We start from the raw sequence: 26316 nt of genomic DNA, 5'->3' as shown, positions 1-26316 counted from the left end.
TCAGGCCCGTTGTTCGTCGGAGGACGTCGTATCGGCGTCGGGATCGGGATCGGGATCCATCGCATCGGGGTCCTCGCCAACCGCCTCGGTAGCGCTGCCCGGCTCGGGCAGCTTGAAGTCCGATACCGAGGACTGCAGCTGGGCCGAGAGCTGGGCCAGATCCCCGATCGCCGCCGCGGTGGACTGCGTCCCCTGCGTGGTCTCGGAGGTGATCTCGCGGATCTGCGCCATGATGGAGGTCACGTCCTGCGCCATCTCGGACTGCTTGCGGGCCGAGGAGGAGATACCGTCGATCAGGTCCGCGAGATCGGCGGAGACCTGTTCGATCTCGGACAGCGCCTCGCCCGCGGCCTGGGCCAGTTCGGCCCCCTGGACCACGTTGGCGGTACTTTGCTCCATGGAGCTCACGGCCTCGCTGGTATCCGCCTGGATGGCCTTGACCAGGCCTTCGACCTGACGGGTCGCGGAGGACGAACGTTCCGCGAGGCGCTGGACTTCGTCGGCCACCACCGCGAAGCCGCGGCCGGCCTCGCCCGCCGCGGAGGCCTGGATCGCCGCGTTCAGTGCCAGCACGTTGGTCTGTTCGGCGATGTCGTTGATCAGCCCGATGATGTCGCCGATCTCCTGCGAGGATTCGCCCAGTCGCTTGATCCGCTTCGCGGTCTCCTGGATCTGCTCGCGGATACTGTCCATGCCCTCAATGGAGCGGCGCACGGTGCCGGCCCCGCGGGACGCGATCTCCACCGAGTTACGTGCCACGGAGGCCGACTGCTCGGCATCCTGGGCCACCTTGTCCACCGAACGCGAGACCTCGTCGATCGCGTCATCCGCGCGCTGGATCTCGCGGGCCTGTTCTTCCGACTTCTCGGCCAGCCCCAGCACCTGCGAACGGGTGGACGCCGAGGACTCGCTGATGTCGGCCGCCACCGTGTTGATGGTCGCAACCAGGGTACGCAGGTTCTCGATCGCGTAGTTCATCGAGTCCGCGATGGCGCCGGTGAAGTCCTCGGTCACCGTCGCGTTCACGGTGAGATCGCCATCGGCGAGGTTCATCATCTCGTCAAGCAGGCGCAGGATCGCCTGCTGGTTGCGCTCGTTCTGGGCCTCGGTCTCGGCCAGTTCGCGCTTGGTGTCGCGGTAGAGGAACAGCCCCATCGCGATCAGCAGCAGCAGCGCCAGGCCACCAAAGCCGAAGCCGATCAGGGCGATCACGCCCGCCCGTTCGGCCTCCCGCGTGATGGCGGTCTCGAACGCGCCGGTGGTCTCGAGCATCGCGCCACTGCTGGCCTCGACACTGGAGGCCGCGGCATTGACCTCGAACACCTGGGTGGAGGTATCCAGAACCCCTTCCACCGCCTCGCTGAAGGCCACGAACAGCGTGGCGATCTCCTGCAGCAGGGCCCGTGCCTGCGGGTCGTCAACCGGCTCCACACCCAGCGGGGCGAAGCCCTCGATCAGCCCGTCCAGCACCCGCCCGTACAGCGTCGCGTCACGCTCGAAGCGTTCGATGGCGGCGGCCGCCTCGGCGCCACCCTGCAGCACCCGGCCGAGGTTGTTGGCGATCCGCTGGATCAGCATGGTCTGGCGTGCCGCCACATAGACCTGCTCGGGCGGCTCGCCGATCTGGGTCATGCGCCGCACGACATCATCGGACAGCCGCGACAGTTCCGGAGAGAAGGCCGCCACCGCGTCGGAGAACTCGGTGATCAACTGGATATCCGAACGCCCGAGGATGACCGTGTTGATGTGGTCCCGATAGGCGGACCACTCGCGGTCCACGGTGGCGATGTCCTCCTGCAGGGGTTCCGGCAGCGGCTGCAGCCCTTCGCCCCCGGTGCGGATCCGTTCCAGACGTGCCTCGAAGTCATCCCGCAGCGACTGCAGGTCGGAGAATGCCTGCTCGGAACCCGCGGCGGCCTCCAGCGAGCTGGTGGCCAGCCGCTGCGACAGCAGGCGCAGGTCATTGGCCAGCGCGATGCGGTCGCGGTACTGGCTCTGCTCGTACTCGTGGTAGGTAAAGGCCCCGCCGGTCGCGATCAGGGCCAGCACCAGCAGCCCCCCGAGGACAAAATTACGTGCGCGACGACTCGATCCCATCAGTTCATACCCCCTGTCGCAGCCCCGCGCCCCGCGTCATCCGACTGCGGCTGCGGACTGTTCGCTACTGGATGTACCGGCCAAGCCCGTGCCGGTAAAGCGATTGTTGTCATTCAGCAGCAGATCCAGATCCAGCACCGGATGCAGCCGGTGCCCGAGATCGAATCCGCCGGTAATAAAGGGTCGGACAGCCTCGGGGACCGAGACTTCCAGACGGCGCTGGGACGGGATGCAGCGGCGCATCCCCTCGACCTGACTGACCAGCAGCCCGGCCATGCCCTGGCCCTGCGGCGCCACCACGATCCGCTGCCCGGTCGCGTCGTCCGGCAATGGCCGGTCCAGCAACAGCTTGCCCATATCGAACACCGGCAGCACCAGCCCGCGCAGGTTGCCCACCCCCAGCACGGCGGCATCCGCCAGCGGTACGCGGGTGAGCGTCATCGGATCGGCCACTTCGGCGATCGCGTCCATGTCGACCAGAAAGCGGAAATCGCCAACACGCAGCAAGACCCCGCGCCAGCCCGTACCAATGTCCCGCCGCAACTCGCGATTGACGCGGCGCCCTTCGCGATCAAGGCTCGCGATCAGCGCAAACGGCGAGGACAGGTCGGTCTTCATGCGGAGAGGTACTTCCCGATGGTTTCCAGCAGGTTCTTCTCGACCACCGGCTTGGTGATATAGTCCCGGGCCCCCTGGCGCATCGCCCAGACCCGGTCGGTCGCCTGATCCTTGGTGCTGACCACGACGACCGGCACATGCGCCGTCTCCTCGGCCTGGGACAGCTGGCGGGTCGCCTGGAAGCCGTTCAGCCCGGGCATCACGACATCCATCAGCACCAGATCCGGGACCTGCGACTTCGCGGCCGCGACCCCGTCCTCGCCGCTCTCGGCGGTGGTCACCGAATGCCCGTGCTTCTCGAGCATGGTACGCAGCACGTGGATCTCGGTCGGGGAATCGTCAACGATCAGAATACGGGCCATGGGGTTCGTCTTTCCTTGGTTGGTGTGGCGGAACGCGTCATGCCGAGGGGCTGGCGTACTGACGCATGGCACCCAGGAGGTCGTCCCTGGTGAATGGCTTGGTGAGGTAATCCTCCGACCCCACGACGCGGCCTTTCGCCTTGTCGAACACACTGTCCTTGCTGGACAGCATGATGATCGGCGTGGCGCGGAACTGCTTGTTGTTCTTGATCAGCGCGCAGGTCTGGTAGCCATCCAGGCGCGGCATCATGACGTCGATGAAGATAATGTCCGGACGCGACTCGGCGACCTTGGACAGCGCCTCGAAGCCGTCCACGGCGGTAATGACCTCGGCCCCGTGCTTTTGCAGCAAGGATTCGGCGGTGCGCCGAATGGTCTTGCTGTCGTCGATCACCATGACCTTGAGTCCCTGAAACTCGGTGGCCGAGTCCGCTTCGGCAAGCGCGTTAGACACCTTCTCCCCCCCTGGCCATTTCGCCCCGAATCTAGCGGAAGCGGGGCCGTGTGACAAACAGCACACCATGATATTGCATCGCGCGCAGCGCAATGCATCGAACACCGCCACCACCCTCCGGGTGCCGCGCGAGCTTCGATCAGCGTGGCATACTGCCCGGACACCCCGCACGATCGAGGCAACGTGACCACGAACATTGCCATCCTGATGGACCCGGTGGCGGACATCAAACCCTGGAAGGACACCAGCTTCGCGATGATGCTGGCCGCGCAGGCCCGCGGGCACCGCCTGCACTATCTCGAGCCGGCCGATCTGTGGATCGAGGAGGGCCGCGCGAGCGCGCGCAGCCGCCCCATCGAGGTGCGTGACCAGCGCGACGACTTCTTCCGCCTGGGCGATCCGGAGACGGGCCCGGCGGCCCGTTTCGATGTGCTGCTAATGCGCAAGGATCCACCGTTCGATCTCGAATACATCTATGCGACCTACGCCCTCGACCTCGCCGAACGCGAGGGCGTGCGGGTGTCGAACCGGCCGCAGGCCCTGCGCGACGTCAACGAGAAGGCCTTTACCGCGCACTTCCCGCAGTGCTGCCCGCCCACGCTGATCACCCGCGACCGAAGCCGCATCCGCGCCTTCCTCGAGGTGCAGGGCGATATCGTGGTCAAGCCGCTGGACGGGATGGGCGGGGCGTCGGTGTTCCGCATCCGCCAGGGCGACCCGAACACCTCGGTCATCCTCGAGACCATCACCGAATTCGACCAGCGCAGCGTGGTCGCCCAGCGCTTCCTGCCGGAGTTCACCGAGGGTGACAAGCGCATCATCCTGATCGGCGGCGAGCCCTGCCCCGATGCCCTGGCGCGCATCCCCGCCGCGGGCGAGAGCCGTGCCAATCTCGCCGCGGGCGGCCGCGGCGAGGCCCGCCCGCTGACCGAGCGCGACCGCTGGATCTGCCGCGAGATCGCCCCGGAACTCAAGGCCCGCGGCCTGGATTTTGTCGGCATCGACGTCATCGGCGACTACCTGACCGAGATCAACGTCACCAGCCCCACCGGCGTGCGCGAGCTGGACGCCACCGGTCACGACCTCGCCGGCCAGTACATCGACTATCTCACCCGCCCGATCGAAGGATGACCGGCATGCGCCGCGCGACGACCCTCACCCTGCTCCTGCTGCTCGCCACCCTCCTGCTGGCCGCCTGCGGCCGCGAGGAACCGGATACCGAACAGCTGGGCTTCTACGCCTTCGGGACTCTGGTGGACCTCAGCCTGTACCCCGCGGGCCAGTATGACGTGGAGGCCATCGGGACCGCGGTTCAGGAGGAACTGGAGATCCTGCATACCTCCTGGCATGCCTGGGAACCCGGATCCCTTGGCCGGACCAACGAACTGCTGGCCCTGCAGGGCGAATTCAGCGCCCCGCCCTCGGTCCTGCCGCTGATCGAGCGCGGCCGCGAGATGGAGGCCCTCAGCGAGGGGCTGTTCAACCCCGCCCTGGGCAGACTGGTGGCGGCCTGGGGCTTCCATCAGGACGACCCCCAGGGCCCGCCGCCGGACGAGGCAACCCTGGCGGAACTGCTGGACGCCCCCCCGAGCATGCAGGATATCGAACGCAATGGCGTGCGCCTGCGGGGCAACCACCCGGACCTGCAGCTCGATTTCGGCGGGCTGGCCAAGGGGCTGGCGGTAGAGCGGGTGCTGGACCTGCTCGCGGAACTCGGGGTGGAGGCCGCGATCTTCAACGCCGGCGGCGACCTGATGACCCTGGGCCGCCCCGAGACACGCCCGTGGCGCGTGGGCATCCGCCACCCGCACGGCGGCGTGCTCGGCAGCATCGAACTGGACGCCGGCGAAGCCCTGTTCACCTCCGGCGACTACGAGCGCGGCTACGACTGGGAGGGCGAGCGCATCCACCACGTGATCGACCCGCGCACCGGCCGCCCGAGCCGGGGCATCGACAGCGCCACCGTGCTCCACCACGACCCCGCCCTGGCCGACGCCGCCGCCACCACGCTGATGATCGCCGGGCCGGAGGCCTGGCCGGAATACGCCCGCAAGATGGGCATCGACCACGCACTGGTGGTACTGGAAGACCGCATCGAGGCCACGCCGGCACTGGCCGACCGGGTACAGCCCGGCCGCGACCGCGAGCCATTCGTGGTGCGCGAACTGCCGTGAACGCCGGCCGGCTGCGCTGGGGTGACGCGCTGATCGGCAGCCTGGCCGCCGGGATCGTGGTGGCGGCCTTCGTGCTGGCCTACACCCCTGCGGGCGATGCCCGGGTGCTGGTCATCAGCCAGGCCGGGGTCGCGCCGCAGCACGAACCCCTGGATCGCGCCCGGGTCCTCGAGGTCCAGGGCCCGGCCGGCATCACCCGTATCGAGATCGAACCGGGCCGGGCACGCTGTGCCGACTCCCCCGGGCGCCAGGACATCTGCGAGTCCAGCGGCTGGCTGCAGGCCCACGGCGACGTTGCCGTCAGCCTGCCCAACCGGCTGACGCTGCAGGTGCTCGGCACCGACCCCGGCTTCGACAGCATGCATTATTGAATCCCGTGGCGCCCGGGCATCCGCAGGCCGGCAGCGACGCCCATGACCGGGCCATCGCCGCGCTCGCCGCCATCGCGATCGGCATCCAGATCCTCGAGGCCGCGATCCCCAGCCCGATCCCGGGCATCAAGCCGGGGCTGGCGAATATCGTCACCCTGATCACGCTGCTGGCCCTGGGCTGGCGCGCGGCCGTGGCGGTCACGCTGCTCCGCGTGGTCGGAAGCAGCCTGCTGCTGGGGACACTACTGAGTCCCGCCTTCTGGCTGTCGCTGGCCGGGGCCGTCGCGAGCCTCGCCCTGCTGGCGGTCCTGCGCCCCTTCGCCCCCCGCCATGTCGGACCGGTCGGTCTGGGCATCGCGGCGGCGATGGCGCACGTCGCGGGCCAGTTCCTGCTCGCCTGGGCGGTGATCATCCCGCATCCCAATCTGCCCCTGGTGCTGCCCCCGCTGTTGCTCGCCGCCCTGATCACCGGCAGCCTGACCGGTATACTGACCGCCCAGGTCCTCGCCGATCCGCGAATCCAGCGTCATGTCCACACTCCCCAGCCCAGCCAGTAGCCCCCGTCGAACCCGCGCGCTAGTGGGCGTCGGGGCCGTGCGTGGCCGCCCCGCCGGGCCGGAGGCGGCATGACGCCCCACGCCAGTCCGGGCACGCCCCCGCCGGAGACGCCGCGCGTGCAGGACCACCTGGGGACCATGATCTTCCTCGCGGTGGTCGCCCACGCGCTGATCATCCTGGGGATCGGCTTCGCGGTCGACCCGATCGAAAGCCCGACCCGCGAACCGCTGGACATCACCTGGGTCACCGATCCCGACGCCCCGCCGCCGGAGCCGGACGAAGCGGTCGAGCACATCGCCACCCGGGACCAGGCCGCCAGCGGCGAGGGCGAGGAGATCCAGGAGGCACAGGCGCCGGAGGCAGAGGATGCCGGGATCGGCGAGCCCGAGCCGGAGGGCCTCGATGCACCATTGCCGGAGGCCGGCCCGCTGGTCATGGACCCGGCACAGCCGGAGCCCGAACCGGAACCCGACGCGGTCACCGCCGACACGCCGGACGCTAGTACCGCGGCACCCGAGGTCGCCGACCCCGAGCCACTGGAGTCCCCCGACGCCGAAGACCGGCCCTCTGCAGCAACCCTGATGAACCGTGGCCTGGAGAGCGCCCGCGCGGCCCCCGCGGAGGAGCGCCAGGCATTCTCGACCCGGGCCAGCCGCACCCGCTACCTCGACAGCCTCGCCGCGCGCAGCGCCCCCGAGGCTGCCTACCTGCAGGCCTGGATCAACAAGGTCGAACGCCTGGGCAACCTGAACTATCCGGACGAGGCGCGGCGGCGCGGCCTGTCCGGGACCCTGGTCCTGTCGGTGCGCATCAACCCGGCGGGCGAACTGCTCGATATCCAGGTCGCCCGCAGCTCCGGGGAACCGGTCCTGGACCAGGCGGCGATCCGCATCGTGGAGCTGGCGGCCCCCTATGCCCCGTTCACGGACGCCATGCGCGAGGAATACGACGAACTGGTGATCACCCGCACCTGGGCCTTCCGCCGCGACCAGATGCAGCAGATCCGCTGACGGATCGGCCCAGCCCCGCCGGCTGCCTTGCGACCGGCCGGGTCAGCATCGATACTGGAGCCATGAATCCGACGACCGCCCGCCACGAGCCCGACAGCCTGCGCGATCACTTCCTGATCGCGATGCCGAGCCTGAACGATGGCTACTTCAGCCATGCGGTCACCTATATCTGTGACCACGACGAAGAGGGCGCGCTGGGGCTGGTCATCAATCAGCCTACCGAGTTCTCGCTGCGCGAACTGCTGGAGCACGTGGAACTGGAGCCCGGCGAGGACCTGCCGGAGATGCCTGTCTACCGCGGCGGGCCGGTGCAGCCGGAACACGGCTTCGTGCTGCATTCCGCCGAGCAGACCTGGCGTGGCAGCCAGCCCATCACCGACTCCATCGTGTTGACCACCTCGCGCGATATCCTCGAGGCAATTAACGCCGGGCAGGGCCCGCGCCGGGTCCTGATCGCGCTGGGCCACGCCGGTTGGGGCCCTGGCCAGCTGGAGAGCGAGCTGGCCGAGAATGCCTGGCTCACCGCCCGCGCCGACGCCGACATCCTCTTTGACCGCCCCAGCGCCGAGCGCTGGCGCGCCGCCGCCGAACTGATCGGCATCGACGTCAATCTGATCAGCTCGGCCTCCGGCCACGCCTGATCGTGGGGCTGCTGGCGTTCGACTACGGGCGACGCCGAATCGGGGTCGCGGTCGGCGAAGAGCTGACCGGCTCGGCCCGCGGCCTGCGCACGTTCGCCAGCGACGCGCCCGACCTGTGGTCCGGCATCGACACGCTGGTGGCGGAATGGGCCCCGGAGGGTTTCGTGGTCGGCTGGCCGACCCAGGCGGACGGCAAGCCCACGCCACTGGCGCGGCGCATCCGGGGCTTCGCCCGCACCCTCGAAGAACGCTACGGGCAACCGGTATACTGGAGCGACGAGCACCTGACATCCCACCTGGCCCGCGAGCGCCGCCGGCCGGGACGCCACGACCCGGGGCTGGACGCCCATGCCGCCGCGGTCATCCTCGAAGGCTGGTTTCTGGAGAACGCATCATGACGCCGGACGTCCCGACCTTGCTCGACGACATGGCCGAACAGGCCCGCCACCATCTCAAGACCCACGGGATCGACCAGCCGATCGTCGTCGGCATCCATTCCGGTGGCGTCTGGATCGCGGAGCACCTGCGCGAACGCCTGGGGGTGGAGCGCCCCCTGGGCAAGCTCGACATCAGCTTCTACCGCGACGACTTCTCGCGCATCGGCATGCACCCGCAGGTACGTCCCTCCGAGTTGCCGGAGGATCTGGACGGAGAGCACGTGCTGCTGGTCGACGACGTCCTGTTCACCGGGCGCACCATCCGCGCGGCGCTGAACGAGCTGTTCGACTACGGCCGCCCCGCCTCGGTAACCCTGGCGGTGCTGGTCGAGCGCGACGGACGCGAACTGCCCATGGAGGCCGCGATCGTCGGGGCCCACATGGAGCTCGGCAAGACCGAACAGATCAAACTGCGCGGGCCCGAGCCGCTGCGCCTGGAGCGGGTCGCCATCGACCCCGAGGACCTGAAGGCCTGAGCCAGCGGAAGCACGACGGATGACCGAGACCCTGATCGCCCACCCCGGCGCGCGCCTGCCCGAACCGGGCCCGCTGCCCAACCGCCTGCAGCTGACCGACGACGGTCAGCTGCGCCACATGCTGACCATCGAAGGCCTGAACCGGGAACTCCTCACCGAGATCCTGGATACCGCCGAGTCGTTCGCCAACATGAACGAGAAGGCGGTGAAGAAGGTCCCGCTGCTGCGCGGCAAGACCATCGTCAACCTGTTCTTCGAGGCCAGTACGCGCACCCGCACCACCTTCGAGCTGGCCGCCAAGCGCCTGTCCGCGGATGTGCTGAACGTGAACATCAACACGTCCTCCGCGGTGAAGGGCGAGAGCCTGCTGGACACCCTGCGCAACATCGAGGCGATGAACGTCGACATGTTCGTCGTGCGCCACGAGGAGAGCGGCACCGCGCACTTCATCGCCCGCCACGTGGCCCCGGGCATCAGCGTGCTGAATGCCGGCGACGGCCGCCACGCGCATCCGACCCAGGCGCTGCTGGACATGTTCACCATCCGCCGCCACAAGGGCGACTTCACCAAGCTGAAGGTCGCGATCGTCGGCGACATCCTGCACTCGCGCGTGGCGCGCTCGCAGATCCACGCGCTGAACATCCTGCAGACCGGCGAGGTGCGCGTGGTCGCACCCTGCTCGCTGCTGCCGGCGGATGTCGACCAGCTCGGCGTGCACGTCTACAACGACCTCGACGCCGGGCTGCAGGATGTCGACGTGATCATCATGCTGCGCCTGCAGCGCGAGCGCATGGAACACGCCCACCTGCCCTCCGAACACGAGTACTACCAGCTGTTCGGCCTGACCTCTCGGCGCCTGCAGCTGGCCCATCCGACCTGCCTGGTCATGCACCCCGGGCCCGCCAACCGCGGGGTGGAGATCGAGTCCGCAGTGGCCGACGGCCCGCACTCGGTGATCCTGGAACAGGTCACCTACGGCATCTCCGTGCGCATGGCGGTGATGTCCATGGTGATGGGGGCCCACCAGGCATGAGCGTGCTGATCGAGAACGCCCGTATCCTCGACCCGGTGGACGGCTTCGACGCCGTCGGCTCGCTGTGCGTGCAGGGCAGCGAGATCCTCGCCCGCGGCCAGGCCCCGGACGGTTTCGAGCCGCGCCGGCGGATCGACGCCAGCGGGCTGTGGCTCATCCCCGGCCTGATCGACCTCGCGGCGCGCCTGCGCGAGCCGGGGCAGGAACACAAGGCCACCGTCGCCAGCGAGACCCTGGCGGCGGCCCGCGGCGGTATTACCAGCCTGGTGGTGCCGCCGGACACCGAACCCCCGATCGACTCGCCCGCCGAGGTGGAGCTGATCAACCGCCGCGCCCGCCAGGCCTGCGGCGTGCGGGTGTACGTGCTGGGCGCGCTGACCCATCAACTGGAGGGCCAGCAGCTCGCCGAGATGGCGGCCCTGATGCAGGCCGGCGCCCGCGGGGTCAGCAACGCCAGCAAACCGCTGGCCAGCCTGCTGGTCCTGCGCCGCGCACTGGAATACGCGACCACCTTCGGCCTGACCATCGTGCTGTCCGCCCAGGACCCGGCCCTGACCGGCTCCGGCTGCATGCACGAGGGCGCGGTCTCCACCCGCCTCGGTCTGGCCAGCATCCCCGAGGCGGCGGAAACCGCCGCGCTGGGCGCCATCCTGGCCCTGGTCGAACAGACCGGCGCGCGGGTCCATGTGGCCCGCCTGTCCACTCGGCGCGGCGCGGAGATGATCACCAAGGCGCGCGCCGAGGGCCTGCCGGTCAGCGCGGACGTGGCCGCCCACCAGCTGTTCCTGACCGAGGTGGACGTCGCGGAATACGACCCGAACTGCCATGTGATCCCGCCCCTGCGGGGCCAGCGCGACCGCGACGGGCTGCGCGCGGCGGTCGCGCGCGGCGACATCAGCGCGATCTGCTCCGACCACCAGCCGCACGAGCCCGACAGCAAACTGGGGCCCTTCGCCGGCACCGAGCCCGGCATCTCGGCGCTGGAGACCCTGCTGCCGCTGACGCTGCGCCTGGTCGAGGACGGGCTGATGAGCCTGCACGAGGCGCTGGCCCGGGTGACCACCGGGCCGGCGGAGATCCTCGACTTTGCCCAGGGCCGCCTGACACCAGGGGCACGCGCCGACTTCGTGCTGTGGGACCCGACCGCGATGCAGGAGGTGCGGCGCGAGGACTGGCTGAGCGCCGGCCACAACACCCCCTTCTTCAACTGGACCTTCTCCGGTCAGGTCCGCGAGACCTGGGTCGCCGGACGCCCGGTCTGGACCCTGCCCACCGAGGGAAACCCCGAGGACACCGCATGACTGCGCGCGAGACCGCCGCCCGCCCCCACCGGGGCACGATCTTCCAGGAAGAGGGGCGCATCCTGGACCACCACGATGCCGGGGCGGACCAATGGATCCTGCGGGTCTTCGCCCCCGAATGTGCCCGCGCGGCCCAGCCGGGGCAGTTCGCCCACCTGCAGTGCGCGCCGCGACTGCTGATGCGCCGGCCGCTGTCGATCCAGCGCGTGGACCGCGAGGCCGGCTGGGTGGAGTTTCTCTACAAGGTCGTGGGAGACGGTACCCGTGCGCTGTCGCAACAGGTCAAGGGCGACACCCTCAGCGTGCTGGGCCCGATCGGCCAGCCCTTCCGCCTGCACCCGGAGCGGCCGAAGCGGCTGCTGCTGGGCGGCGGGGTCGGCATCCCGCCAATGATCTTCCTGGCCCATCGCCTGCACCTGCAGGGCGAGGCCGGACAGACCCACGCGGTGCTGGGCTCCGAGGTCCCGTTCCCGTTTCACGCGCGCCCCTCCGAGATCCTGTGGCCGGGGCTGCCGGACGGCGCGATCGCGACCCTGCCGCTGCTGGAGGACTGGGGCGTGGCCTGTCGCCTGACCTCGAAGGCCGGGCTGCCGGGCGCCTTTGACGGCTTCGTGACCGATCTCGGGCGCGCCTGGCTGGCCGGGCTGTCGCCGGCGGAACGCGACCAGGTGGAGATCTTCGCCTGCGGCCCGCACCCCATGCTCGAGGCCTGCGCGGAACTGGCGGCGGAGTTCGACCTGCCCTGCCAGGTCTCGCTGGAGGAGTTCATGGCCTGCGCGGTGGGCGGCTGCGCCGGCTGCACGGTCCCGGTGCGCACCCCGGAGGGCGTGGCGATGAAGCGGGTCTGCGTGGATGGCCCGGTGTTCGCGGCGGCGGATGTCTTTCCGGAGCCGGAGCGGGCCTGAGGGAAAGACCCTGGCCTGACTTTGGCAGGGGCTTCGCCGGCGAGCCGGCTCCTACTTGTCAGGGAGCTTGAGCTCCTCCTCGGTTTCGTCGGCGGAGGATACACCGCCGCCGAAGTTCAGGCGCCATTCGAGATCGGCGCGCGAGTCGGCCTTGTTCAGGGCCTCGTCCAGCATCACATCTCCGCTCTTGAACAACTTCACGATGGCCTGATCGAAGGTCTGCATGCCCACGGACGCGCCCTTCGCCATCACCTCCTTGATCTCGCTGATCTTCTCGTCCCGGATCAGCTCCGCGATGTAGGACGTATTGATCAGGATTTCCAGCGCGGCGACACGCCGCCCATCCTTGGTCTGCAGCAGGCGCTGGGCCACGATCGCGCGCAGGTTCAGCGACAGGTCCGACAGGATCTGCGGGCGGTTGTCCTCGGGGAACAGGTTGATCACCCGGTCCAGCGCCTGGGTGGCGTTGGTCGCGTGCAGGGTGGTCAGCACCAGGTGGCCGGTATCGGCGTAGGTCAGGGCCGCGCGCATGGTCTCGCGTGAACGCACCTCGCCGACCATGATCACGTCCGGCGCCTCGCGCATGCCCTCCTGCAGGGCATGGTCGTAGCTGGGGGTATCAATCCCCACCTCCCGCTGGCCCACGATCGAACGCTTGTGGCTGAACAGGAACTCGATCGGGTCCTCGACCGTGAGGATATGCCCGCTCTTGTTCGTGCTGCGGTAGTCGATCATCGATGCCAGGGTGGTCGATTTCCCGGTGCCCGTTGCCCCCACGATCAGCACCAGCCCGTCGTTGTGCGAGACAAACTCCTTCAGCACGGGGGGCAGGCCCAGTTGCTCGATGGTCGGGATCGCCACGCGGATGAAACGGATGACCATCGCGACCTCGCCACGCTGGCGATAGACGTTCACGCGAAAGCGTCCCAGTCCCTCGCGCGACAGGCCAAAGTTGACCGCGGTCTCGCGCTCGAAGATCTCCGCCTGGTGCTCGTTCATCATCTCGCGGGCGATACTCTCGGCCTGGCCCGGGGCCAGCGCCTTGCGCGAGATGGGCTGGAGCTGGCCGTCGACCTTGATGCTGGCCGGCGCGCCGGTCAGGAAGAACAGGTCCGACGCGGCCTTCTGCGCCATCAGTTTCAGGTAGGGCTCGATCTGCAACTGGCTCATAGTCTGTTTCCCTGACCCGACGCGCTAGCGCAGGTTGAAGTCCTCGGCGCGCTCGTCGACCGCCAGACCCTCGCCTTCATCCTTCACCGCGGGCGCGCCGTCATCCTGGGCACGCTGGCTGTCGAGCTTGATGCGCAGGCGCAGATCGTTCACCGAGTCGGCGTTGCGCAGAGCCTCGTCGTAACTGATCTGGCGATTTTCGTAGAGATCGAACAGGGCCTGGTCGAAGGTCTGCATGCCCTGCTCGCGCGAGCGCGACATCAGCTCCTTCATCTCGTGTACCTCGCCCTTCAGGATCAGGTCCGACATCAACGGGGTGTTGATCATGATCTCCACCGCCGGCACCCGACCCTCGCCACTCTCCTTGCGCACCAGGCGCTGCGAGATCACCGCCTTCAGGTTCAGCGACAGGTCCATCAGCAGCTGCTCGCGCCGGTCCTCGGGGAAGAAGTTGATGATCCGGTCCAGCGCCTGGTTGGTGCTGTTGGCATGCAGCGTGGACAGGCACAGGTGACCGGTCTCGGCGAAGGCGATGCCGTAGTCCATGGTCTCGCGGTCGCGGATCTCGCCGATCAGGATCACGTCCGGCGCCTGGCGCAGGGTGTTCTTCAGCGCGATCTCGTAGTTCTCGGTGTCCACCCCGACCTCGCGCTGGGTGATGATGCTCTTGTCGTGCTCGTGCACGAACTCGATCGGATCCTCGATGGTGACGATGTGGTCGGCCGTGGTGCGATTGCGGTAGCCGATCATCGCCGCCAGCGAGGTGGACTTGCCCGACCCGGTACCGCCCACGAAGATCACCAGCCCGCGCCGCTCCTGGGTGATCTTCTCCAGCTGCGGCGGCATCTGGATGTCCTCGAATTTCGGGATCACCGAGTTGATCGTGCGCAGCACCATGCCCGGGCTGCCGCGCTGGGTGAAGACATTCACGCGGAAACGCGACACACCCTGCAGGCCGATGGCGAAGTTGCACTCCTGGTGGCGCTCGAACTCGGCCGACTGCTTGTCGTTCATCAGCGAACGCACCAGCGCCTGGGTGTGCGAGGGCGTCAGCTTCTGCTCGGTCATCGGCACCACGCGGCCGTCGATCTTGGCCGCCGGCGGCATCCCCACGGTAATGAACAGGTCCGACCCGCCCCGGTCCACCAGGGCCCGCAGCAGGTCATGCATGTACTTGATCGCCTTGTCACGATCCATGGCGTTCTCCCCTGATACCCGGTGCGGCGTTCACGCCAAGCGGGCCGTATCGATCAAATGGAATCCGGGTTGGCCGCCTTGCGACGGGCATCCTCGCGACTGATCACGCCCTGCGCCAGCATGTCCTTCAGGCACTGGTCGAGCGTCTGCATGCCGGTGCCGGCACTGGTCTGGATGGTCGAGTACATCTGGGCGATCTTGTTCTCGCGGATCAGGTTCCGGATCGCCGGCGTGCCGAGCATGATCTCGTGCGCCGCGATCCGGCCGCCACCGATCTTCTTCATCAGGGTCTGCGCGATGACCGCGCGCAGCGACTCCGACAGCATCGCGCGGACCATGTCCTTCTCCGCCGCCGGGAACACGTCGACGATACGGTCGATGGTCTTGGCCGCGGAGCTTGTATGCAGGGTGCCGAACACCAGGTGCCCGGTCTCGGCCGCGGTCAGCGCCAGGCGGATCGTCTCGAGGTCGCGCAGCTCGCCCACCAGAATCGTGTCCGGGTCCTCGCGCAGCGCCGAACGCAGGGCCTCGCTGAAACCGTGGGTATCGCGGTGCACCTCGCGCTGGTTGACCAGCGACTTCTTCGATTCGTGCACGAACTCGATCGGGTCCTCGATGGTGAGGATATGCCCGTAGTCGTTCTCGTTGCGGTGGTTGACCATGCCCGCCAGCGTGGTGGACTTGCCCGAGCCGGTGGGGCCGGTGACCAGCACGATGCCGCGCGGGTAGTTCGAGATCTCCTCGAAGATGCGCGGGGCGCCCAGCTCTTCGAGGGTCAGGACCTTGGAGGGGATGGTCCGGAACACCGCGGCCGCGCCGCGGTCCTGGTTGAAGGCATTGACACGGAAGCGCGCCAGCCCGGAGACCTCGAACGAGAAGTCCGTCTCCAGGAACTCCTCGTAGTCCTTGCGCTGACGGTCGTTCATGATGTCGTAGATCAGGCCCTGGACCTCTTTGTGATCCATGACCGGCACATTCACCCGGCGCATGTCGCCGTCGATGCGCACCATCGGCGGCATGCCGGCGGAGATGTGCAGGTCCGAGGCCCCGTTCTTGACCGCGAAGGCCAGCAACTGCGTGATATCCATGCATCCCCCTGTTGTCGGGCGCCACGCCAAGGCGCGCCAGCACCCGGGTGGCAGCCGCAACCACCACGCCCTGTCGCTTGATGAAGGGCCGCGTAAAAATCCGCGGTGACCTTGTGTTCTTCCGGACTATATCATAGGGAAATGACCACACCAGACCATGCCCTGAGCACCGTTCGGGCCCGCATCGAGGCCGCCTGCCGCGAGGCCGGACGCGACCCGGATACGGTCCGGCTGCTGGCCGTCAGCAAGACGCGCGACGCGGACGAGATCCGCGCCCTGCACGCCTGCGGCCAGTCTGCGTTCGGCGAGAACTACGTGCCCGAACTGGTGGACAAGTACGACGCCCTGGAGGCACCCCCCGCGCCGCTCGGACTCGAATGGCACTTCATCGGCGCACTGCAGGGCAACAAGACCCGCGCGGTGGCCGAGCGGGCGGCCTGGGTGCATACCGTCGATCGCGAACGCATCGCGCGGCGCCTGTCGGACCAGCGCCCCGCGGGCCTGCCGCCGCTGCAGGTCTGTCTGCAGGTCAACATCAGCGAGGAACCGCAGAAGGCCGGCGTGGCGCCCGCCGAGGCCGCCACCCTGGCCGATGCCGTGCGTGACCTGCCGGGCCTGGAACTGCGCGGCCTGATGGCCATCCCCGCCGCCGAGGACGACCCGCGGCGCCAGCGGGAACCCTTTGCGCGCCTGCGCGCCCTGCGCGATACCCTGAACAGCCAGGGGCATACCCTCGACACCCTGTCCATGGGCATGTCCGGCGATCTCGAGGCCGCGATCCTCGAAGGCGCCACCCTGGTGCGGGTCGGCACCGCCCTGTTCGGCCCGCGTCCACCCAAATAAGGAGTCTGCATGACGGAACACCGCTTCGAGGTCGGCTTCATCGGGGCCGGCAACATGGGCGAGGCCCTGATCCAGGGGCTGGTCCAGTCCGGTCACGCCGCCGAACGCATCGCGATCGCAGACAAGAGCGCCGAGCGCGTGCGCGACCTGCAGGCCCGCTACCCGGGTCTGGCCAGCGCCGAGGCCACGGAACTGGCCGCCGAAGCCGCCACCCTGGTCCTCGCCGTCAAGCCGCAGACCCTGCCGGATCTGGCCCCGACCCTGCGCGAGGCGGTGTCCCGCGGCGAGCCCCTGGTGATCTCCGTGGCCGCCGGCATCACCACGGCCCAGCTGGCCGGCTGGCTGGGCGACGCCACGCGCCTGGTCCGGGCGATGCCGAACACCCCGGCCTTGGTGGGCGCCGGGGTCACCGGGCTGTACGCCGCCCCCACCGCCGGCCCCGCGGACCACACCACCGCGACCCGGCTACTGGAAGCGGTCGGACGCGCGATCTGGGTCGAGGACGAGGAGCAGATGCACGCGGTGACCGCCACCTCCGGCAGCGGGCCTGCCTACGTGTTCCTGATGATCGAGGCCATGCAGGAGGCGGCGCAGTCGCTGGGCCTGCCGGCCGATACCGCACTGGAGCTGACCCTGGGCACCCTCGCCGGCGCCACCCGCCTGGCCACCGAGAGCGACGAGAGCCCCGCCGAACTGCGCCACCGCGTGACCTCCCCCGGGGGCACCACCGAACGCGCCCTGCAGGTACTGGAGGACGGCGACCTGCGCGACCTGATGCGCCGCGCAATGACCGCGGCCGCCGACCGCTCCCGCGAACTCGGCCGCTGAAACCCCAGGGAGACGCTGATTTAATCGCACGTCCGCGCTCGAGTCGCTTTTGGGTGCGAACAAGGCGCGGTGACTGCCGTGCAGCCATTCTGCACAAGGGAACCGCAACGCTGTGCGCGCGCCCGTTTTTGATCAACAACGGGCGGCCGAGCCCCTGCTCTCAATCGCTTGTGGGGTTGGTGCCCCCTGTTCCCCGATCCTGCGTTGCGCCGCTTGCGGGTAGAACCACTACCCGCTGCACGACGCGCCTTGTCTCGGAACGATTGTCTCGAACAACTGGGGGGGCACCAACGCGGACGTGCGATTAAGTCAGCGTCTCCCTAGTTCACCACGGAGCGCACGAAGGCACGAAGAAGGGCCAGGTCAAGAGCGATTCACAGGAAGTTCGGAAGGAGGAAAATGGGTTGGGGGCTGAGGCCGGCGCCAGCCGCGACCGCAAAGGCAAAAGCGCGGGGCCGCGCCCCGCAGCCGCCCCACAAGACCTCTTCCTGACTTCCCTTCTTCCTGTAAACCCGCCCTTGACCTTCTTCGTGCCTTCGTGAGCTTCGTGGTAAAACCGCCCTTGCCTTTCAAAGTCTCGACGTGGGCCGTCAGCGCAGTTCGGCGAGGAGCTGGCGGATCATGCGCTCGGCCTGGGCGCCGTAGCCGCCGCCGAACAAGTGGTCGTGATTGAGGATGTGGTAGAGGTTGTAGAGCGTACGGCGCACGCCATAGCCCGGGTCGATGGGCAGGATCTCCTCGTACGCGGCCACGAAGTCCTGGCCGGGGTGGCCGAACAGCTCCATCATTGCCAGATCGGCCTCGCGGTCGCCGTAGTACACCGCCGGATCAAAGATCGTCGCGCGCCCGTCCGCCAGGAATCCCCAGTTGCCGCTCCACAGGTCGCCGTGCAGCAGCGATGGCTCGGGCCGGTAGTCGACGAAGAAGCCGTCCAGGGAGGCCTCCAGCTCCTCCAGCGCTCCCAGCAACGAGCGCGAGGCCCCGCGCTCGCGCGCCAGCCGGCGCTGGAAGCCCAGGCGCTCGTCGCGATAGAACGAGACCCAGTCGTCGTGCTCGGTATTCGACTGCGGGGTGCTGCCGATGAAGTTGTCGTGATCCAGCCCGAAGCGCGTCCGGGTCTTCTGGTGCATGTCGGCGATCCCGTGCCCCAGGGCCACACCGTCGCGACGCCCGCCCAGCGCGAGATCCTCCATCACCAGGAAGAGGGTACTGCCGGCGGAGCCAGTCCCCACCACCTCGGGGATCTTCAGCCGTTCGCAGCGCGCGAGTTCTTCCAGGCCGCGCGCCTCGGCGGCGAACATCGCGGCGCCATCGCCCCCGCTCAGCTTGACGAAGAAGCGACGCCCGTCGGTCCCGGTCAGGCGCTGCGCCTGGTTGATGGAGCCCCCGGAACAGGCCTGGCTTCCTGTCGGCTCGAACGGCGTTCCGGTATGGTCGGCAATGCACTGGGCCACCGCCGCCGTCACGGCGTCGGGGCCCGCTGAATCGAATCGGTTCATCCTCGGCATCCGGGTTGCTCTGCTGTGTGCAGGGTACCGGCTGACGCAGGATTCGTCAGGAGACCCCCATGGCCTTTCGCAAGCTCGAACCCCTGTGCGACAAGATCGGCGCCGAGCGCATCCGCGCGGTGATCGACGACTTCTACCGCCGGCTCTCGGCCGACCCCGAGATCGGTCACCACTTCGAGCGCATCCAGGACTTCCCGGATCACGTGAACCGGATCGCCGATTTCTGGTACCAGAACCTGGGCGGGCGCCTGGAACAGCCGCCGACCATCGACATGGTCGGCAAGCACGCGCCGCTGAACCTGACCGAGGCCGACCTGGCCGTCTGGATGCGTCACTTCAAAGCCACCACCGAAGAACACCTGGAGGCCCCGCTGGCGGCCGAATGGCAGCAACTGGCCGACGGCATCGCCAGCCGCATGCGCGAGGACATCATCCGCGGCTAGTTCCAGCACCCTGTTCTTCACCACGAAGCGCACGAAGGCACGAAGAAGGTCAAGGGCGATTCACAGGAAGGACCGAAGGTCAGAAGGAAAATGGATGGATGGCCCGAGGCCGGGTGGTGATGGCCAGGGCCAGGCGGGCCCCGGGTGCGACACAATGGCCTTCACCGTGAGCGCCCTCCCCGGGCGTCTCCCACCAAGAACCCTTCTTACCTTCCCGTCTTCCTGTAAACCGCTTTTGACCTGGCCCTTCTTCGTGCCTTCGTGAGCTTCGTGGTGAACAAACGCCCTAGCAAGCGTTGTCGGTGTAGCCCGGGGCGTCGCAGAAGGCCCGACTGAGGGTGATGCCCGCATCGCCCGGCAGGGCGGCCAGGTGGCGTTCGCGGCTGGCGGCCAGGCGGTCCTGCGGCGTGACTGGATACAGCAGCGTGGACAGCGACGGCGGCTCCTGCCCCAGGCGCACCGCGTACAGGATACGGTAGGCAAACACCCGGCGAATGTAATCGCGAGTCTCGGAGAACGGGATCAGTTCGGCCCAGATATCCGGGTCCATCGCCCGATCCTCCGGCAGCCAGGAACGCACGCGGTGGGCCCCGGCGTTGTAGGCCGCGGTGGACAGCAGGCTGTGACCGCCAAAGCGGTCGAGGTTGCGCCGCAGGTAGTAGGTCCCGAGCCGGGCGTTGGTCGCCGGGTCGAGGATGTCCCAGTCGGAGTTCACCCGTACCCCGGCCGCCGAGGCGATCGAGCGGCCGGTCGCCGGCATCACCTGCATGATCCCCAGCGCGCCGGCCCCGGAACGCACGTCATGCAGGAACGCGCTCTCCTGGCGCGCGATGGCCATGGCCCAGGCCGGGTCGATGGCCTGTTCGCGGGCCCCGGTCACGATGAGGTCGTCAAAGGCCAGCGGGAAACGCAGCTCGATATCGTCCCAGTTACGCGCCCGCGCAGCGGTGAAGATGGCGCGGTCATGCCAGCCCCAGTCGGCGAAGGTGCGCGCCGCCGACTCCAGTTCCGGCGTATCCCAGCCCGCGATCGCATGGGTCCACTCGCGGCGGGCCTCGGCGTAGCGATCCAGGCGAACCAGCTCGCGCATGCGCTGCATGCCGGCATGCTCACGCATGGCCGCCCGGCGCCCGTCGTCCAGCACCAGGGGCTCATGCCCGATACGGTAGGGCTGGCCCAGCCGGTCAGCGGCCAGGAAGCCGTGGAAGTTGCGCTCGCGGGCGGCGCGCTCGTAGAAGCGCCGGGCAGCCTCCAGCGACTCGGTCTGCTCCAGCGCCCGGGCGTACCAGTACTGCCACGCCGCCTCGTCACGCACGTCGCGATCCATGGCGCGGATCGCATCCATCACCGTCGCCCAGTCGCGCTCGTACAGGGCCGCCCGCACCTGCCACTGGCGCAACTGAGTATCGAACACCTCGGGTTCCAGGCGGGCCATGAAGTCCAGGGCCTCGGGGCGATAGCGCAGGGCCAGACGCAGGGCAAGTGCGTGCTGCACGCGCCCGGCGGCCTCGGTCGACAGCCCGAGCGCGTCCCCGGACGCCTCCCAACCTTCCAGCGCGGCGTCCAGATCCTGTCGGACCCAGCGGGTAAAGGCCCGCTCCAGCAGCGCCTCGGCCGAGCGGTGATCGTCGGCCTGGAAGTCGACCTCCACCACCCGCGCGGGGCGGCTGGCCAGGTCCAGCCAGCGTTCCGCCCAGCGGCGATCGGCATCCGCCAGATAGCGCCGCAGATAACGGGCAAGACCGGTCTGGCCAGCCTTTACGGCAAGCTCGAAACGCTCCCAGGCAAGCTCGCCGGTCAGACCGTCGGCGTCGCGCCAGGCGGCCAGCACGGGGTCGCAGGCGGACGGACGGGATTGTCCGTGCAACCAGATGGACTCCATGTCTTCCAGCGCGGCATCGCGGTCGCCGGCCTTCAAGAGCGCCTGGCGCCGATAGCAGTCCTGCTCGACCGACAGCGACGGCTTCGCCCCGGTGGCCGCGACAAACTCAAGGTAGTCCTCCCACTGCTCCTCGCGCGCGAGGTGCGTCAGGTAACTACTGCGCAGCCGCGCGGCCAGCGGGGTGTCGTCATGTTCGCGCACGAAGTCGCGCACGGCGTCCGGTTCGGCGCGACCGAGATTGCGCGCGAGTTCGCGGTAATCCAGATAGGGGGTCAGCGGATAGCCGGTCAGGGTGCTGCGCGCGGCGCGGTAGGCGGTCATGTCGCCTCGGTTCAGCGCCCGCTCCGCCAGCAGGAACAGACTGCGCTCGAAGACGTAGCGGTCGTCCTCCGCGGCCGCCGCCGGCAGCGACGCGGCCAGAGCCAGCAACAGGCCGGCGAGCCCGACGATTACGTTCCTGGAAAGGCGCATGCCCTGCCCTCGCTTCAATGGTTGTTCATCATCGGCCAGCCCCGGGGCGCTTGCAACGGCTTCCGGGCGGTTTCGCGGGGGCATGTCGGCAGATCCGGCAAGAAGCGGCTCTGGATCAGGAATCCAGCACGCGAACCTCGCCGCGTGCCAGGCCGTCGAGGGTCCACGATCCGACCCGGTAGCGCACCAGACGCAGGGTCGGGTGACCCACTGCTGCGGTCATCCGGCGCACCTGGCGATTGCGCCCCTCGCGCAGGGTGATGGCCAGCCAGCGGGTCGGGATATGGCGGCGGAAACGCACCGGCGGATCCCGCTCCGGAAGATCCGGTGGATCCATGCGCTCCACCTTCGCCGGGCGCGTGAGGCCATCCTTCAGCTCGACGCCCTCGCGCAGGGCAGCGAGCGCGGCATCGTCGGGCTCGCCCTCGACCTGGACCCAGTAGGTCTTGCTGGTCTTGTGGCGTGGCTGAGTCAGGCGGGCATTCAGGCGGCCGTCGTCGGTCAGGACCATCAGGCCCTCGCTGTCGCGATCCAGGCGTCCGGCCGGGTAGACGCCGGGGATTTCGATGTAGTCGGCCAGCGTCGGCCGCCCCTCGGGGTCGGTGAACTGCGGCAGCACACCCCAGGGCTTGTGAAACAGGACAATCCGGGCCATGAACGGCGCGTCAGTCGCAGCGCAGGGTGACGCGCTCGGCGAAGTAGCGACCGAGGTCGTAATCAACGCTGGCGCCATAGTCCAGCGCCATCGCGCGCGCCACCATGGCCGGATCCGGGCGCGGACGCTCGAGCTGCGCCTGGCAGGTCGCATCCACCAGGCCGGAGGCATCGACAATGCGCGTGCCGTGCGGCTCCTGGTGCAGGATCTCGATGAAATACGTCGGGTCGTAGACCTTGTACTCCAGCGGCGCGACGGCGGGATCCACCGGGGTCTCCAGCTCCAGCCGGAAGTGGAAGTGCAGCAGTCCGTCCTCCATCGCCATGCGCGGTTCCGCGGCGGCGGCGATGCCGATCGCGTCGTCCGCCACCTGCAGATGGCTGTACCAGCGGTACTCGGCGAGGTTGTCCAGGATCTCGCGGGCCAGCCCCTGCAGGCGCGCCTCCGGGGTATCCCCCGGCTGATGCTCCTGGGCATCGTCGTAGAGATATTGCCCGTAGGTCGGATCGAAGCGCCAGTGGTGGAGCATGTGGGTGATCTGCCCCGTGGCGTCGCGCTCGAAGCTGACGCGCAGGTCGATCCACGCATGCGGGTGGGCCTGCGCAGCGGCCGGCAGCAACAACGCCATCAGGATCAGGATCGCGGGGACTATCCGGCTTGCGGTCATGCGGTCTGTCTCGTTTCGGCGCCGGCCCAGGCAGTGGTGGCGGCCAGTAGCGGTGCATGATAGGTCGGGGCCACCCCCAGATCCCGGAGCCAGACCGCTGCATCCGGGTCGGGGCCCCGGGGCAGCATCTGGCCGACCGCCGGCAGCCCCGGGATCCGGTCAGCGAGACCCGTCAGCCGGCGCGCACGGCGCAGGCGGTCGGCCGCCGCGGCGATGGCCGCGGCTACCGCCGGGGCGCGGCGGATATTGCAGCGGGCAACCGCCGCCGGGTCCGCCAGCACGGTGTCGAGGTCGCGCAGCCGGCGCAGGATGCGCGAGGCGGTTTTCGGGCCGACCCCATCGATCCCCGGAATGTTGTCGCTGGCGTCCCCGGCCAGCGCCAGCATGTCCGCGACCTGTTCCGGCCGAATGCGGAAGCGCTTCTCGATCGCGCGGCGATCCAGGTCGGTGCCGCGCTCCGGGTCATGCAGCCGGTCCGCATCACCCAGAATGACCTGGGTCAGATCCTTGTCGGCACTCTTCACGTCGATGCGATACCCGGCCGCGCGGCCGGAGCGGGCCAGACTGGCGATCAGGTCATCGGCCTCGTATTCCGGGTCGGCCAGAGTCGTAAAACCGAGCCTTCCCAGAAGCTCGCGGATCCGTTCGAACTGCTCGCGCAGCTCCGGCGGTGCCGGCGGGCGGTGGGCCTTGTAGGCCGGGTCGAGGCGGTGACGAAACCCCTGGCGCAGCCCGGTATCGAGGCAGAACGCCACGGGCCCCGGCGCACAGGCCGGCAGCCACTGACAGAGCGAATGGACCAGGCCGTGCAGCGCGCCGCCCGGGCGGCCCTGCGGGTCGGGATCCAGGCCGCGTGCGAACCAGGCACGGAAGACGAAGATGCTGCTGTCGATCAGCGTCAGGGTCGGCCGTGGCACATCCGGGACCGGCGCGGATTCAGGCGAGGCGTTCAAGGTCCTTCCGCACCCCGGCGATCGACTGGTCGAAGGCGGCGCGCTCCTCGGCGTTCAGATCCAGCTCGATGGCGCGTTCCATGCCGCCCTGACCGAGGATACAGGGTACGCCCATGGCGACATCGCGCTCGCCGTATTCGCCGTCCAGCAGCGCAACCGTGGGCAGCACCCGGCGCCGATCCAGGGCGATCGCTTCGACCATCTCGGCGATGGCCGCGGCCGGGGCGCCGTAGGCGCTGGAGGTCTGTTTCAGGGCGAGGATCTCGGCCCCGCCGTGGCGGGTGCGCTCGACGATGTTGTCCAGCGCGGCCTGATCCATGAAGTGATGCAGCGGCACCCCGTTGACCGAGGAATAGCGCAGCATCGGGACCATCGCATCGCCATGGCCGCCCAGTACCAGCGCCTGGATGTCGTGGGTGGACAACCCGGTCTCCAGCGCAATGAAGGCGGCCATGCGCGAGGTATCCAGCACCCCGGCCTGGCCGAATATCCGGTCGCGGCTCCAGCCGGTCTTCTGCCAGGCGCGGTAGGTCAGCACGTCCACCGGGTTGGAGACCACCAGGATGCGGCTCTGCGGGGCATGGACCAGGATGTCCTGCAGGATCAGGTCGAGGATCTCGACGTTCTTGTCCAGCACGTCGGAGCGCGACATGCCGGGCTTTCGCGGCAACCCGGCCGTAATGATCACCAGTTCGGCACCGGCGATCACCGAGGGCTCGTGGCTGCCGCTCAGCCGGGTGTCGAAGCGCAGCAGCGGGGCGGTCTCCTGGATATCCAGGGCAGCACCGGCCGCCGCGCCCTCGCGCACATCCAGCAATGCGATCTCGCGGGCGACGTCACGCCGCGCAAGGAACTGGGCGGTGGATTCACCGACGCGCCCGGCGCCGACGATGGCGATCTTCTGCATGCGCTGCTCCTCCTCTGCGGTTGGGGCGGGCTACAGGCGGGCGACCCCGCTGTCGCGGGCAGCCTGACTGATCGCCTGTGGCACGGTATCGATCAGGCGCGGATCGAACGGGGTCGGCAGGATGTAGTGCGGGCCGAACTCGAGCGCATCCCGCCCGTAGGCATCCAGCACGGACTGCGGTACCGGCTCGCGGGCCAGCCCGGCGAGCGCGTGGACCGCCGCGACCAGCATCTCGTCGTTGATGGTCCGCGCGCGCACATCCAGCGCGCCGCGGAAGATGAACGGGAAGCCGAGCACGTTGTTCACCTGATTCGGGTAGTCCGAACGCCCGGTGGCCATGATCAGGTCATCGCGGGTCTCGTGCGCAAGCTCCGGGCGGATCTCCGGGTCCGGGTTGGACAGCGCGAAGACCACCGGCTTCGGCGCCATGGACCGCAGCATCTCCGGGGTCAGCAGGTCCGGACCGGACAGGCCGATGAAGACATCGGCGTCACGGCAGGCATCCGCCAGACTGCGCGCCTCGGTGTCCACCGCGAAGATCTGCTTGTACTCGTTCAGGTCGTCGCGCTGGCTGTGGATCACGCCCTTGCGATCCACCATGTACAGGTTCTTCTTGGCCGCGCCCAGGCGGACCAGCAACTGCATGGAGGCGATCCCGGCGGCGCCCGCGCCGACGCAGACGATCTTCGCCTCACTGAGCTTCTTGCCCTGGATCTCCAGCGCGTTGACCAGGCCGGCCGCGGTGATGATCGCAGTGCCGTGCTGATCATCGTGGAAGACCGGGATATCCAGGCGCTCGGACAGGCGACGCTCGATCTCGAAGCAGTGCGGCGCCGCGATATCCTCGAGGTTGATGCCGCCGAACCCGCCGGCGATGCGCGCGACGGTGTTGATGAAGTCCTCCGGCTGCGGGGCGTCCACCTCGATATCGAAGACGTCGATATTGGCGAAGGTCTTGAACAGCACGCCCTTGCCCTCCATCACCGGCTTGGAGGCCAGGGCACCGACGTTACCCAGCCCCAGCACGGCGGTCCCGTCGGTGATCACCGCGACCAGATTGCCCTTGCCGGTATAGCGATAGGCCAGCTCCGGATCCTCGGCGATCGCGCGCACCGGCGCGGCGACACCCGGCGAGTAGGCCAGGGAGAGGTCGTCCTGGGTCGCCGTGGGCTTGGTGACCTGGATGGCCAGTTTTCCGGCCGGCTGCTGCTCGTGGTACTCCAGCGCGCGCTGATTGAAATCCTTGGACATGGTGTAGCGGGGCCTT

28 protein-coding genes are annotated in these 26316 nt (G+C 68.8%); 14 read left to right on the top strand and 14 right to left on the bottom strand.

The features are described from left to right. From D103_RS0104610 to D103_RS0104595, 4 genes are read right to left on the bottom strand one after another with little or no spacing between them, the layout of a single operon-like run. Complete coding sequence (locus D103_RS0104610; protein WP_018875960.1) at positions 1-2097, bottom strand: methyl-accepting chemotaxis protein; 2097 nt, start codon at positions 2095-2097, stop codon at positions 1-3. Between the two features lie 36 nt (positions 2098-2133). Further along, positions 2134-2715 (bottom strand): chemotaxis protein CheW, encoded by a 582-nt coding sequence (locus D103_RS0104605; RefSeq protein WP_018865951.1) that lies wholly within the window; start codon positions 2713-2715, stop codon positions 2134-2136. Then, positions 2712-3077: a PleD family two-component system response regulator gene (locus tag D103_RS0104600; RefSeq protein ID WP_018865952.1), complete on the bottom strand. Its 366-nt coding sequence runs from the start codon at positions 3075-3077 to the stop codon at positions 2712-2714. Before D103_RS0104600 ends, D103_RS0104605 begins: the two co-directional genes overlap by 4 nt. Positions 3078-3114: 37 nt before the next feature. Next, positions 3115-3531: a PleD family two-component system response regulator gene (locus tag D103_RS0104595; protein WP_026279175.1), complete on the bottom strand. Its 417-nt coding sequence runs from the start codon at positions 3529-3531 to the stop codon at positions 3115-3117. Positions 3532-3714: 183 nt separating this feature from the next. Here D103_RS0104595 and gshB point away from each other — a divergent pair, with 183 nt between their 5' ends. The 11 genes from gshB (at position 3715) to D103_RS0104540 (ending at position 12437) form a co-directional block, all read left to right on the top strand. Beyond that, the gene (gene gshB, locus D103_RS0104590) at positions 3715-4662 is read left to right on the top strand and encodes a glutathione synthase (protein WP_018865954.1); all 948 of its coding nucleotides are present in this window, start codon (positions 3715-3717) and stop codon (positions 4660-4662) included. 5 nt (positions 4663-4667) lie between these two features. Then, entirely contained in the window at positions 4668-5705 is a 1038-nt protein-coding gene (locus D103_RS0104585; RefSeq protein ID WP_018875959.1) for an FAD:protein FMN transferase, read from the top strand. Next, positions 5702-6076 carry a NusG domain II-containing protein gene (locus D103_RS0104580; RefSeq protein ID WP_018865956.1) on the top strand — a complete coding sequence of 125 codons (375 nt, stop codon included), beginning with the start codon at positions 5702-5704 and terminating at the stop codon, positions 6074-6076. Before D103_RS0104585 ends, D103_RS0104580 begins: the two co-directional genes overlap by 4 nt. A 5-nt stretch (positions 6077-6081) precedes the next feature. Then, positions 6082-6633, top strand: a complete 552-nt coding sequence (locus D103_RS0104575; RefSeq protein WP_018865957.1) for a Gx transporter family protein — start codon at positions 6082-6084, stop codon at positions 6631-6633. A gap of 69 nt (positions 6634-6702) precedes the next feature. Then, entirely contained in the window at positions 6703-7644 is a 942-nt protein-coding gene (locus tag D103_RS0104570; protein WP_018865958.1) for an energy transducer TonB, read from the top strand. Positions 7645-7706: 62 nt separating this feature from the next. Continuing rightward, complete coding sequence (locus D103_RS0104565) at positions 7707-8285, top strand: YqgE/AlgH family protein (protein ID WP_018865959.1); 579 nt, start codon at positions 7707-7709, stop codon at positions 8283-8285. Positions 8286-8287: 2 nt separating this feature from the next. Continuing rightward, complete coding sequence (ruvX, locus tag D103_RS0104560) at positions 8288-8683, top strand: Holliday junction resolvase RuvX (RefSeq protein ID WP_018865960.1); 396 nt, start codon at positions 8288-8290, stop codon at positions 8681-8683. Next, complete coding sequence (pyrR, locus tag D103_RS0104555) at positions 8680-9198, top strand: bifunctional pyr operon transcriptional regulator/uracil phosphoribosyltransferase PyrR (RefSeq protein WP_018865961.1); 519 nt, start codon at positions 8680-8682, stop codon at positions 9196-9198. Before ruvX ends, pyrR begins: the two co-directional genes overlap by 4 nt. Before the next feature lie 19 nt (positions 9199-9217). Further along, positions 9218-10231: an aspartate carbamoyltransferase catalytic subunit gene (locus D103_RS0104550; protein WP_018865962.1), complete on the top strand. Its 1014-nt coding sequence runs from the start codon at positions 9218-9220 to the stop codon at positions 10229-10231. Next, complete coding sequence (locus D103_RS0104545) at positions 10228-11532, top strand: dihydroorotase (RefSeq protein WP_018875958.1); 1305 nt, start codon at positions 10228-10230, stop codon at positions 11530-11532. The genes D103_RS0104550 and D103_RS0104545 overlap by 4 nt, the downstream gene beginning before the upstream one ends. Then, on the top strand, positions 11529-12437 hold the full coding sequence (locus D103_RS0104540) for a dihydroorotate dehydrogenase electron transfer subunit (RefSeq protein ID WP_018875957.1): 909 nt from the start codon (positions 11529-11531) through the stop codon (positions 12435-12437). Before D103_RS0104545 ends, D103_RS0104540 begins: the two co-directional genes overlap by 4 nt. Before the next feature lie 51 nt (positions 12438-12488). On the opposite strand, the gene D103_RS0104535 is transcribed toward D103_RS0104540, so the two are convergent. The 3 genes from D103_RS0104535 to D103_RS0104525 are packed head-to-tail and all read right to left on the bottom strand — an operon-like array spanning position 12489 to position 15892. Next, complete coding sequence (locus D103_RS0104535) at positions 12489-13607, bottom strand: PilT/PilU family type 4a pilus ATPase (RefSeq protein ID WP_018875956.1); 1119 nt, start codon at positions 13605-13607, stop codon at positions 12489-12491. A 24-nt stretch (positions 13608-13631) separates the two neighbouring features. Further along, positions 13632-14804: a PilT/PilU family type 4a pilus ATPase gene (locus D103_RS0104530; protein ID WP_018865966.1), complete on the bottom strand. Its 1173-nt coding sequence runs from the start codon at positions 14802-14804 to the stop codon at positions 13632-13634. Positions 14805-14857: 53 nt separating this feature from the next. Next, positions 14858-15892 carry a type IV pilus twitching motility protein PilT gene (locus D103_RS0104525; RefSeq protein ID WP_018865967.1) on the bottom strand — a complete coding sequence of 345 codons (1035 nt, stop codon included), beginning with the start codon at positions 15890-15892 and terminating at the stop codon, positions 14858-14860. 141 nt (positions 15893-16033) lie between these two features. Here D103_RS0104525 and D103_RS0104520 point away from each other — a divergent pair, with 141 nt between their 5' ends. Together D103_RS0104520 and proC are read left to right on the top strand one after the other, a co-directional pair. Continuing rightward, a complete protein-coding gene (locus tag D103_RS0104520) occupies positions 16034-16735 on the top strand; it encodes a YggS family pyridoxal phosphate-dependent enzyme (protein ID WP_018875955.1) in 702 nt (233 codons plus the stop codon). A gap of 9 nt (positions 16736-16744) precedes the next feature. Beyond that, on the top strand, positions 16745-17563 hold the full coding sequence (proC, locus tag D103_RS0104515) for a pyrroline-5-carboxylate reductase (protein ID WP_018865969.1): 819 nt from the start codon (positions 16745-16747) through the stop codon (positions 17561-17563). A 590-nt stretch (positions 17564-18153) separates the two neighbouring features. Here proC and D103_RS0104510 read toward each other — a convergent pair. Further along, complete coding sequence (locus D103_RS0104510; protein WP_018875954.1) at positions 18154-19062, bottom strand: fructosamine kinase family protein; 909 nt, start codon at positions 19060-19062, stop codon at positions 18154-18156. A 68-nt stretch (positions 19063-19130) separates the two neighbouring features. Here D103_RS0104510 and D103_RS0104505 point away from each other — a divergent pair, with 68 nt between their 5' ends. Then, the gene (locus D103_RS0104505) at positions 19131-19514 is read left to right on the top strand and encodes a group III truncated hemoglobin (RefSeq protein WP_017942894.1); all 384 of its coding nucleotides are present in this window, start codon (positions 19131-19133) and stop codon (positions 19512-19514) included. 286 nt (positions 19515-19800) lie between these two features. On the opposite strand, the gene D103_RS0104500 is transcribed toward D103_RS0104505, so the two are convergent. From D103_RS0104500 to D103_RS0104475, 6 genes are all read right to left on the bottom strand, one after another. Then, positions 19801-21867, bottom strand: a complete 2067-nt coding sequence (locus D103_RS0104500; protein ID WP_028485042.1) for a transglycosylase SLT domain-containing protein — start codon at positions 21865-21867, stop codon at positions 19801-19803. A 115-nt stretch (positions 21868-21982) separates the two neighbouring features. Further along, on the bottom strand, positions 21983-22522 hold the full coding sequence (locus D103_RS0104495) for a pseudouridine synthase (protein ID WP_018867776.1): 540 nt from the start codon (positions 22520-22522) through the stop codon (positions 21983-21985). A gap of 10 nt (positions 22523-22532) precedes the next feature. After that, a complete protein-coding gene (locus tag D103_RS0104490; RefSeq protein ID WP_018867775.1) occupies positions 22533-23189 on the bottom strand; it encodes a DUF1007 family protein in 657 nt (218 codons plus the stop codon). Further along, the gene (locus D103_RS0104485) at positions 23186-24142 is read right to left on the bottom strand and encodes a 5'-3' exonuclease H3TH domain-containing protein (protein ID WP_018875952.1); all 957 of its coding nucleotides are present in this window, start codon (positions 24140-24142) and stop codon (positions 23186-23188) included. Before D103_RS0104485 ends, D103_RS0104490 begins: the two co-directional genes overlap by 4 nt. Then, positions 24126-25049: a malate dehydrogenase gene (mdh, locus tag D103_RS0104480; protein ID WP_018875951.1), complete on the bottom strand. Its 924-nt coding sequence runs from the start codon at positions 25047-25049 to the stop codon at positions 24126-24128. Before mdh ends, D103_RS0104485 begins: the two co-directional genes overlap by 17 nt. Positions 25050-25079: 30 nt before the next feature. Next, positions 25080-26300, bottom strand: a complete 1221-nt coding sequence (locus D103_RS0104475) for a malic enzyme-like NAD(P)-binding protein (RefSeq protein WP_018867772.1) — start codon at positions 26298-26300, stop codon at positions 25080-25082. Positions 26301-26316: the final 16 nt, after the last annotated feature.

Origin of the sequence: Thioalkalivibrio sp. ALE31, from assembly GCF_000377405.1 — a bacterium.
GTDB lineage: Bacteria > Pseudomonadota > Gammaproteobacteria > Ectothiorhodospirales > Ectothiorhodospiraceae > Thioalkalivibrio.
The sequence above is the reverse complement of the archived record's forward strand: the minus strand, read 5'-3'. Positions and strand labels throughout refer to the sequence as shown.

What these genes read in the sequence shown, in the direction of transcription:
- D103_RS0104605 (WP_018865951.1), bottom strand. Translation starts at nt 2,715, where the DNA reads ATGAAGACCGACCTGTCCTCGCCGTTTGCGCTGATCGCGAGCCTTGAT.
- D103_RS0104550 (WP_018865962.1), top strand. Translation starts at nt 9,218, where the DNA reads ATGACCGAGACCCTGATCGCCCACCCCGGCGCGCGCCTGCCCGAACCG.
- D103_RS0104475 (WP_018867772.1), bottom strand. Translation starts at nt 26,300, where the DNA reads ATGTCCAAGGATTTCAATCAGCGCGCGCTGGAGTACCACGAGCAGCAG.
- D103_RS0104520 (WP_018875955.1), top strand. Translation starts at nt 16,034, where the DNA reads ATGACCACACCAGACCATGCCCTGAGCACCGTTCGGGCCCGCATCGAG.
- D103_RS0104505 (WP_017942894.1), top strand. Translation starts at nt 19,131, where the DNA reads ATGGCCTTTCGCAAGCTCGAACCCCTGTGCGACAAGATCGGCGCCGAG.
- D103_RS0104535 (WP_018875956.1), bottom strand. Translation starts at nt 13,607, where the DNA reads ATGAGCCAGTTGCAGATCGAGCCCTACCTGAAACTGATGGCGCAGAAG.
- D103_RS0104495 (WP_018867776.1), bottom strand. Translation starts at nt 22,522, where the DNA reads ATGGCCCGGATTGTCCTGTTTCACAAGCCCTGGGGTGTGCTGCCGCAG.
- proC (WP_018865969.1), top strand. Translation starts at nt 16,745, where the DNA reads ATGACGGAACACCGCTTCGAGGTCGGCTTCATCGGGGCCGGCAACATG.
- D103_RS0104565 (WP_018865959.1), top strand. Translation starts at nt 7,707, where the DNA reads ATGAATCCGACGACCGCCCGCCACGAGCCCGACAGCCTGCGCGATCAC.
- D103_RS0104545 (WP_018875958.1), top strand. Translation starts at nt 10,228, where the DNA reads ATGAGCGTGCTGATCGAGAACGCCCGTATCCTCGACCCGGTGGACGGC.
- D103_RS0104585 (WP_018875959.1), top strand. Translation starts at nt 4,668, where the DNA reads ATGCGCCGCGCGACGACCCTCACCCTGCTCCTGCTGCTCGCCACCCTC.
- D103_RS0104540 (WP_018875957.1), top strand. Translation starts at nt 11,529, where the DNA reads ATGACTGCGCGCGAGACCGCCGCCCGCCCCCACCGGGGCACGATCTTC.
- D103_RS0104570 (WP_018865958.1), top strand. Translation starts at nt 6,703, where the DNA reads ATGACGCCCCACGCCAGTCCGGGCACGCCCCCGCCGGAGACGCCGCGC.
- D103_RS0104525 (WP_018865967.1), bottom strand. Translation starts at nt 15,892, where the DNA reads ATGGATATCACGCAGTTGCTGGCCTTCGCGGTCAAGAACGGGGCCTCG.
- D103_RS0104490 (WP_018867775.1), bottom strand. Translation starts at nt 23,189, where the DNA reads ATGACCGCAAGCCGGATAGTCCCCGCGATCCTGATCCTGATGGCGTTG.
- D103_RS0104600 (WP_018865952.1), bottom strand. Translation starts at nt 3,077, where the DNA reads ATGGCCCGTATTCTGATCGTTGACGATTCCCCGACCGAGATCCACGTG.
- D103_RS0104530 (WP_018865966.1), bottom strand. Translation starts at nt 14,804, where the DNA reads ATGGATCGTGACAAGGCGATCAAGTACATGCATGACCTGCTGCGGGCC.
- D103_RS0104610 (WP_018875960.1), bottom strand. Translation starts at nt 2,097, where the DNA reads ATGGGATCGAGTCGTCGCGCACGTAATTTTGTCCTCGGGGGGCTGCTG.
- mdh (WP_018875951.1), bottom strand. Translation starts at nt 25,049, where the DNA reads ATGCAGAAGATCGCCATCGTCGGCGCCGGGCGCGTCGGTGAATCCACC.
- D103_RS0104500 (WP_028485042.1), bottom strand. Translation starts at nt 21,867, where the DNA reads ATGCGCCTTTCCAGGAACGTAATCGTCGGGCTCGCCGGCCTGTTGCTG.
- pyrR (WP_018865961.1), top strand. Translation starts at nt 8,680, where the DNA reads ATGACGCCGGACGTCCCGACCTTGCTCGACGACATGGCCGAACAGGCC.
- D103_RS0104510 (WP_018875954.1), bottom strand. Translation starts at nt 19,062, where the DNA reads ATGAACCGATTCGATTCAGCGGGCCCCGACGCCGTGACGGCGGCGGTG.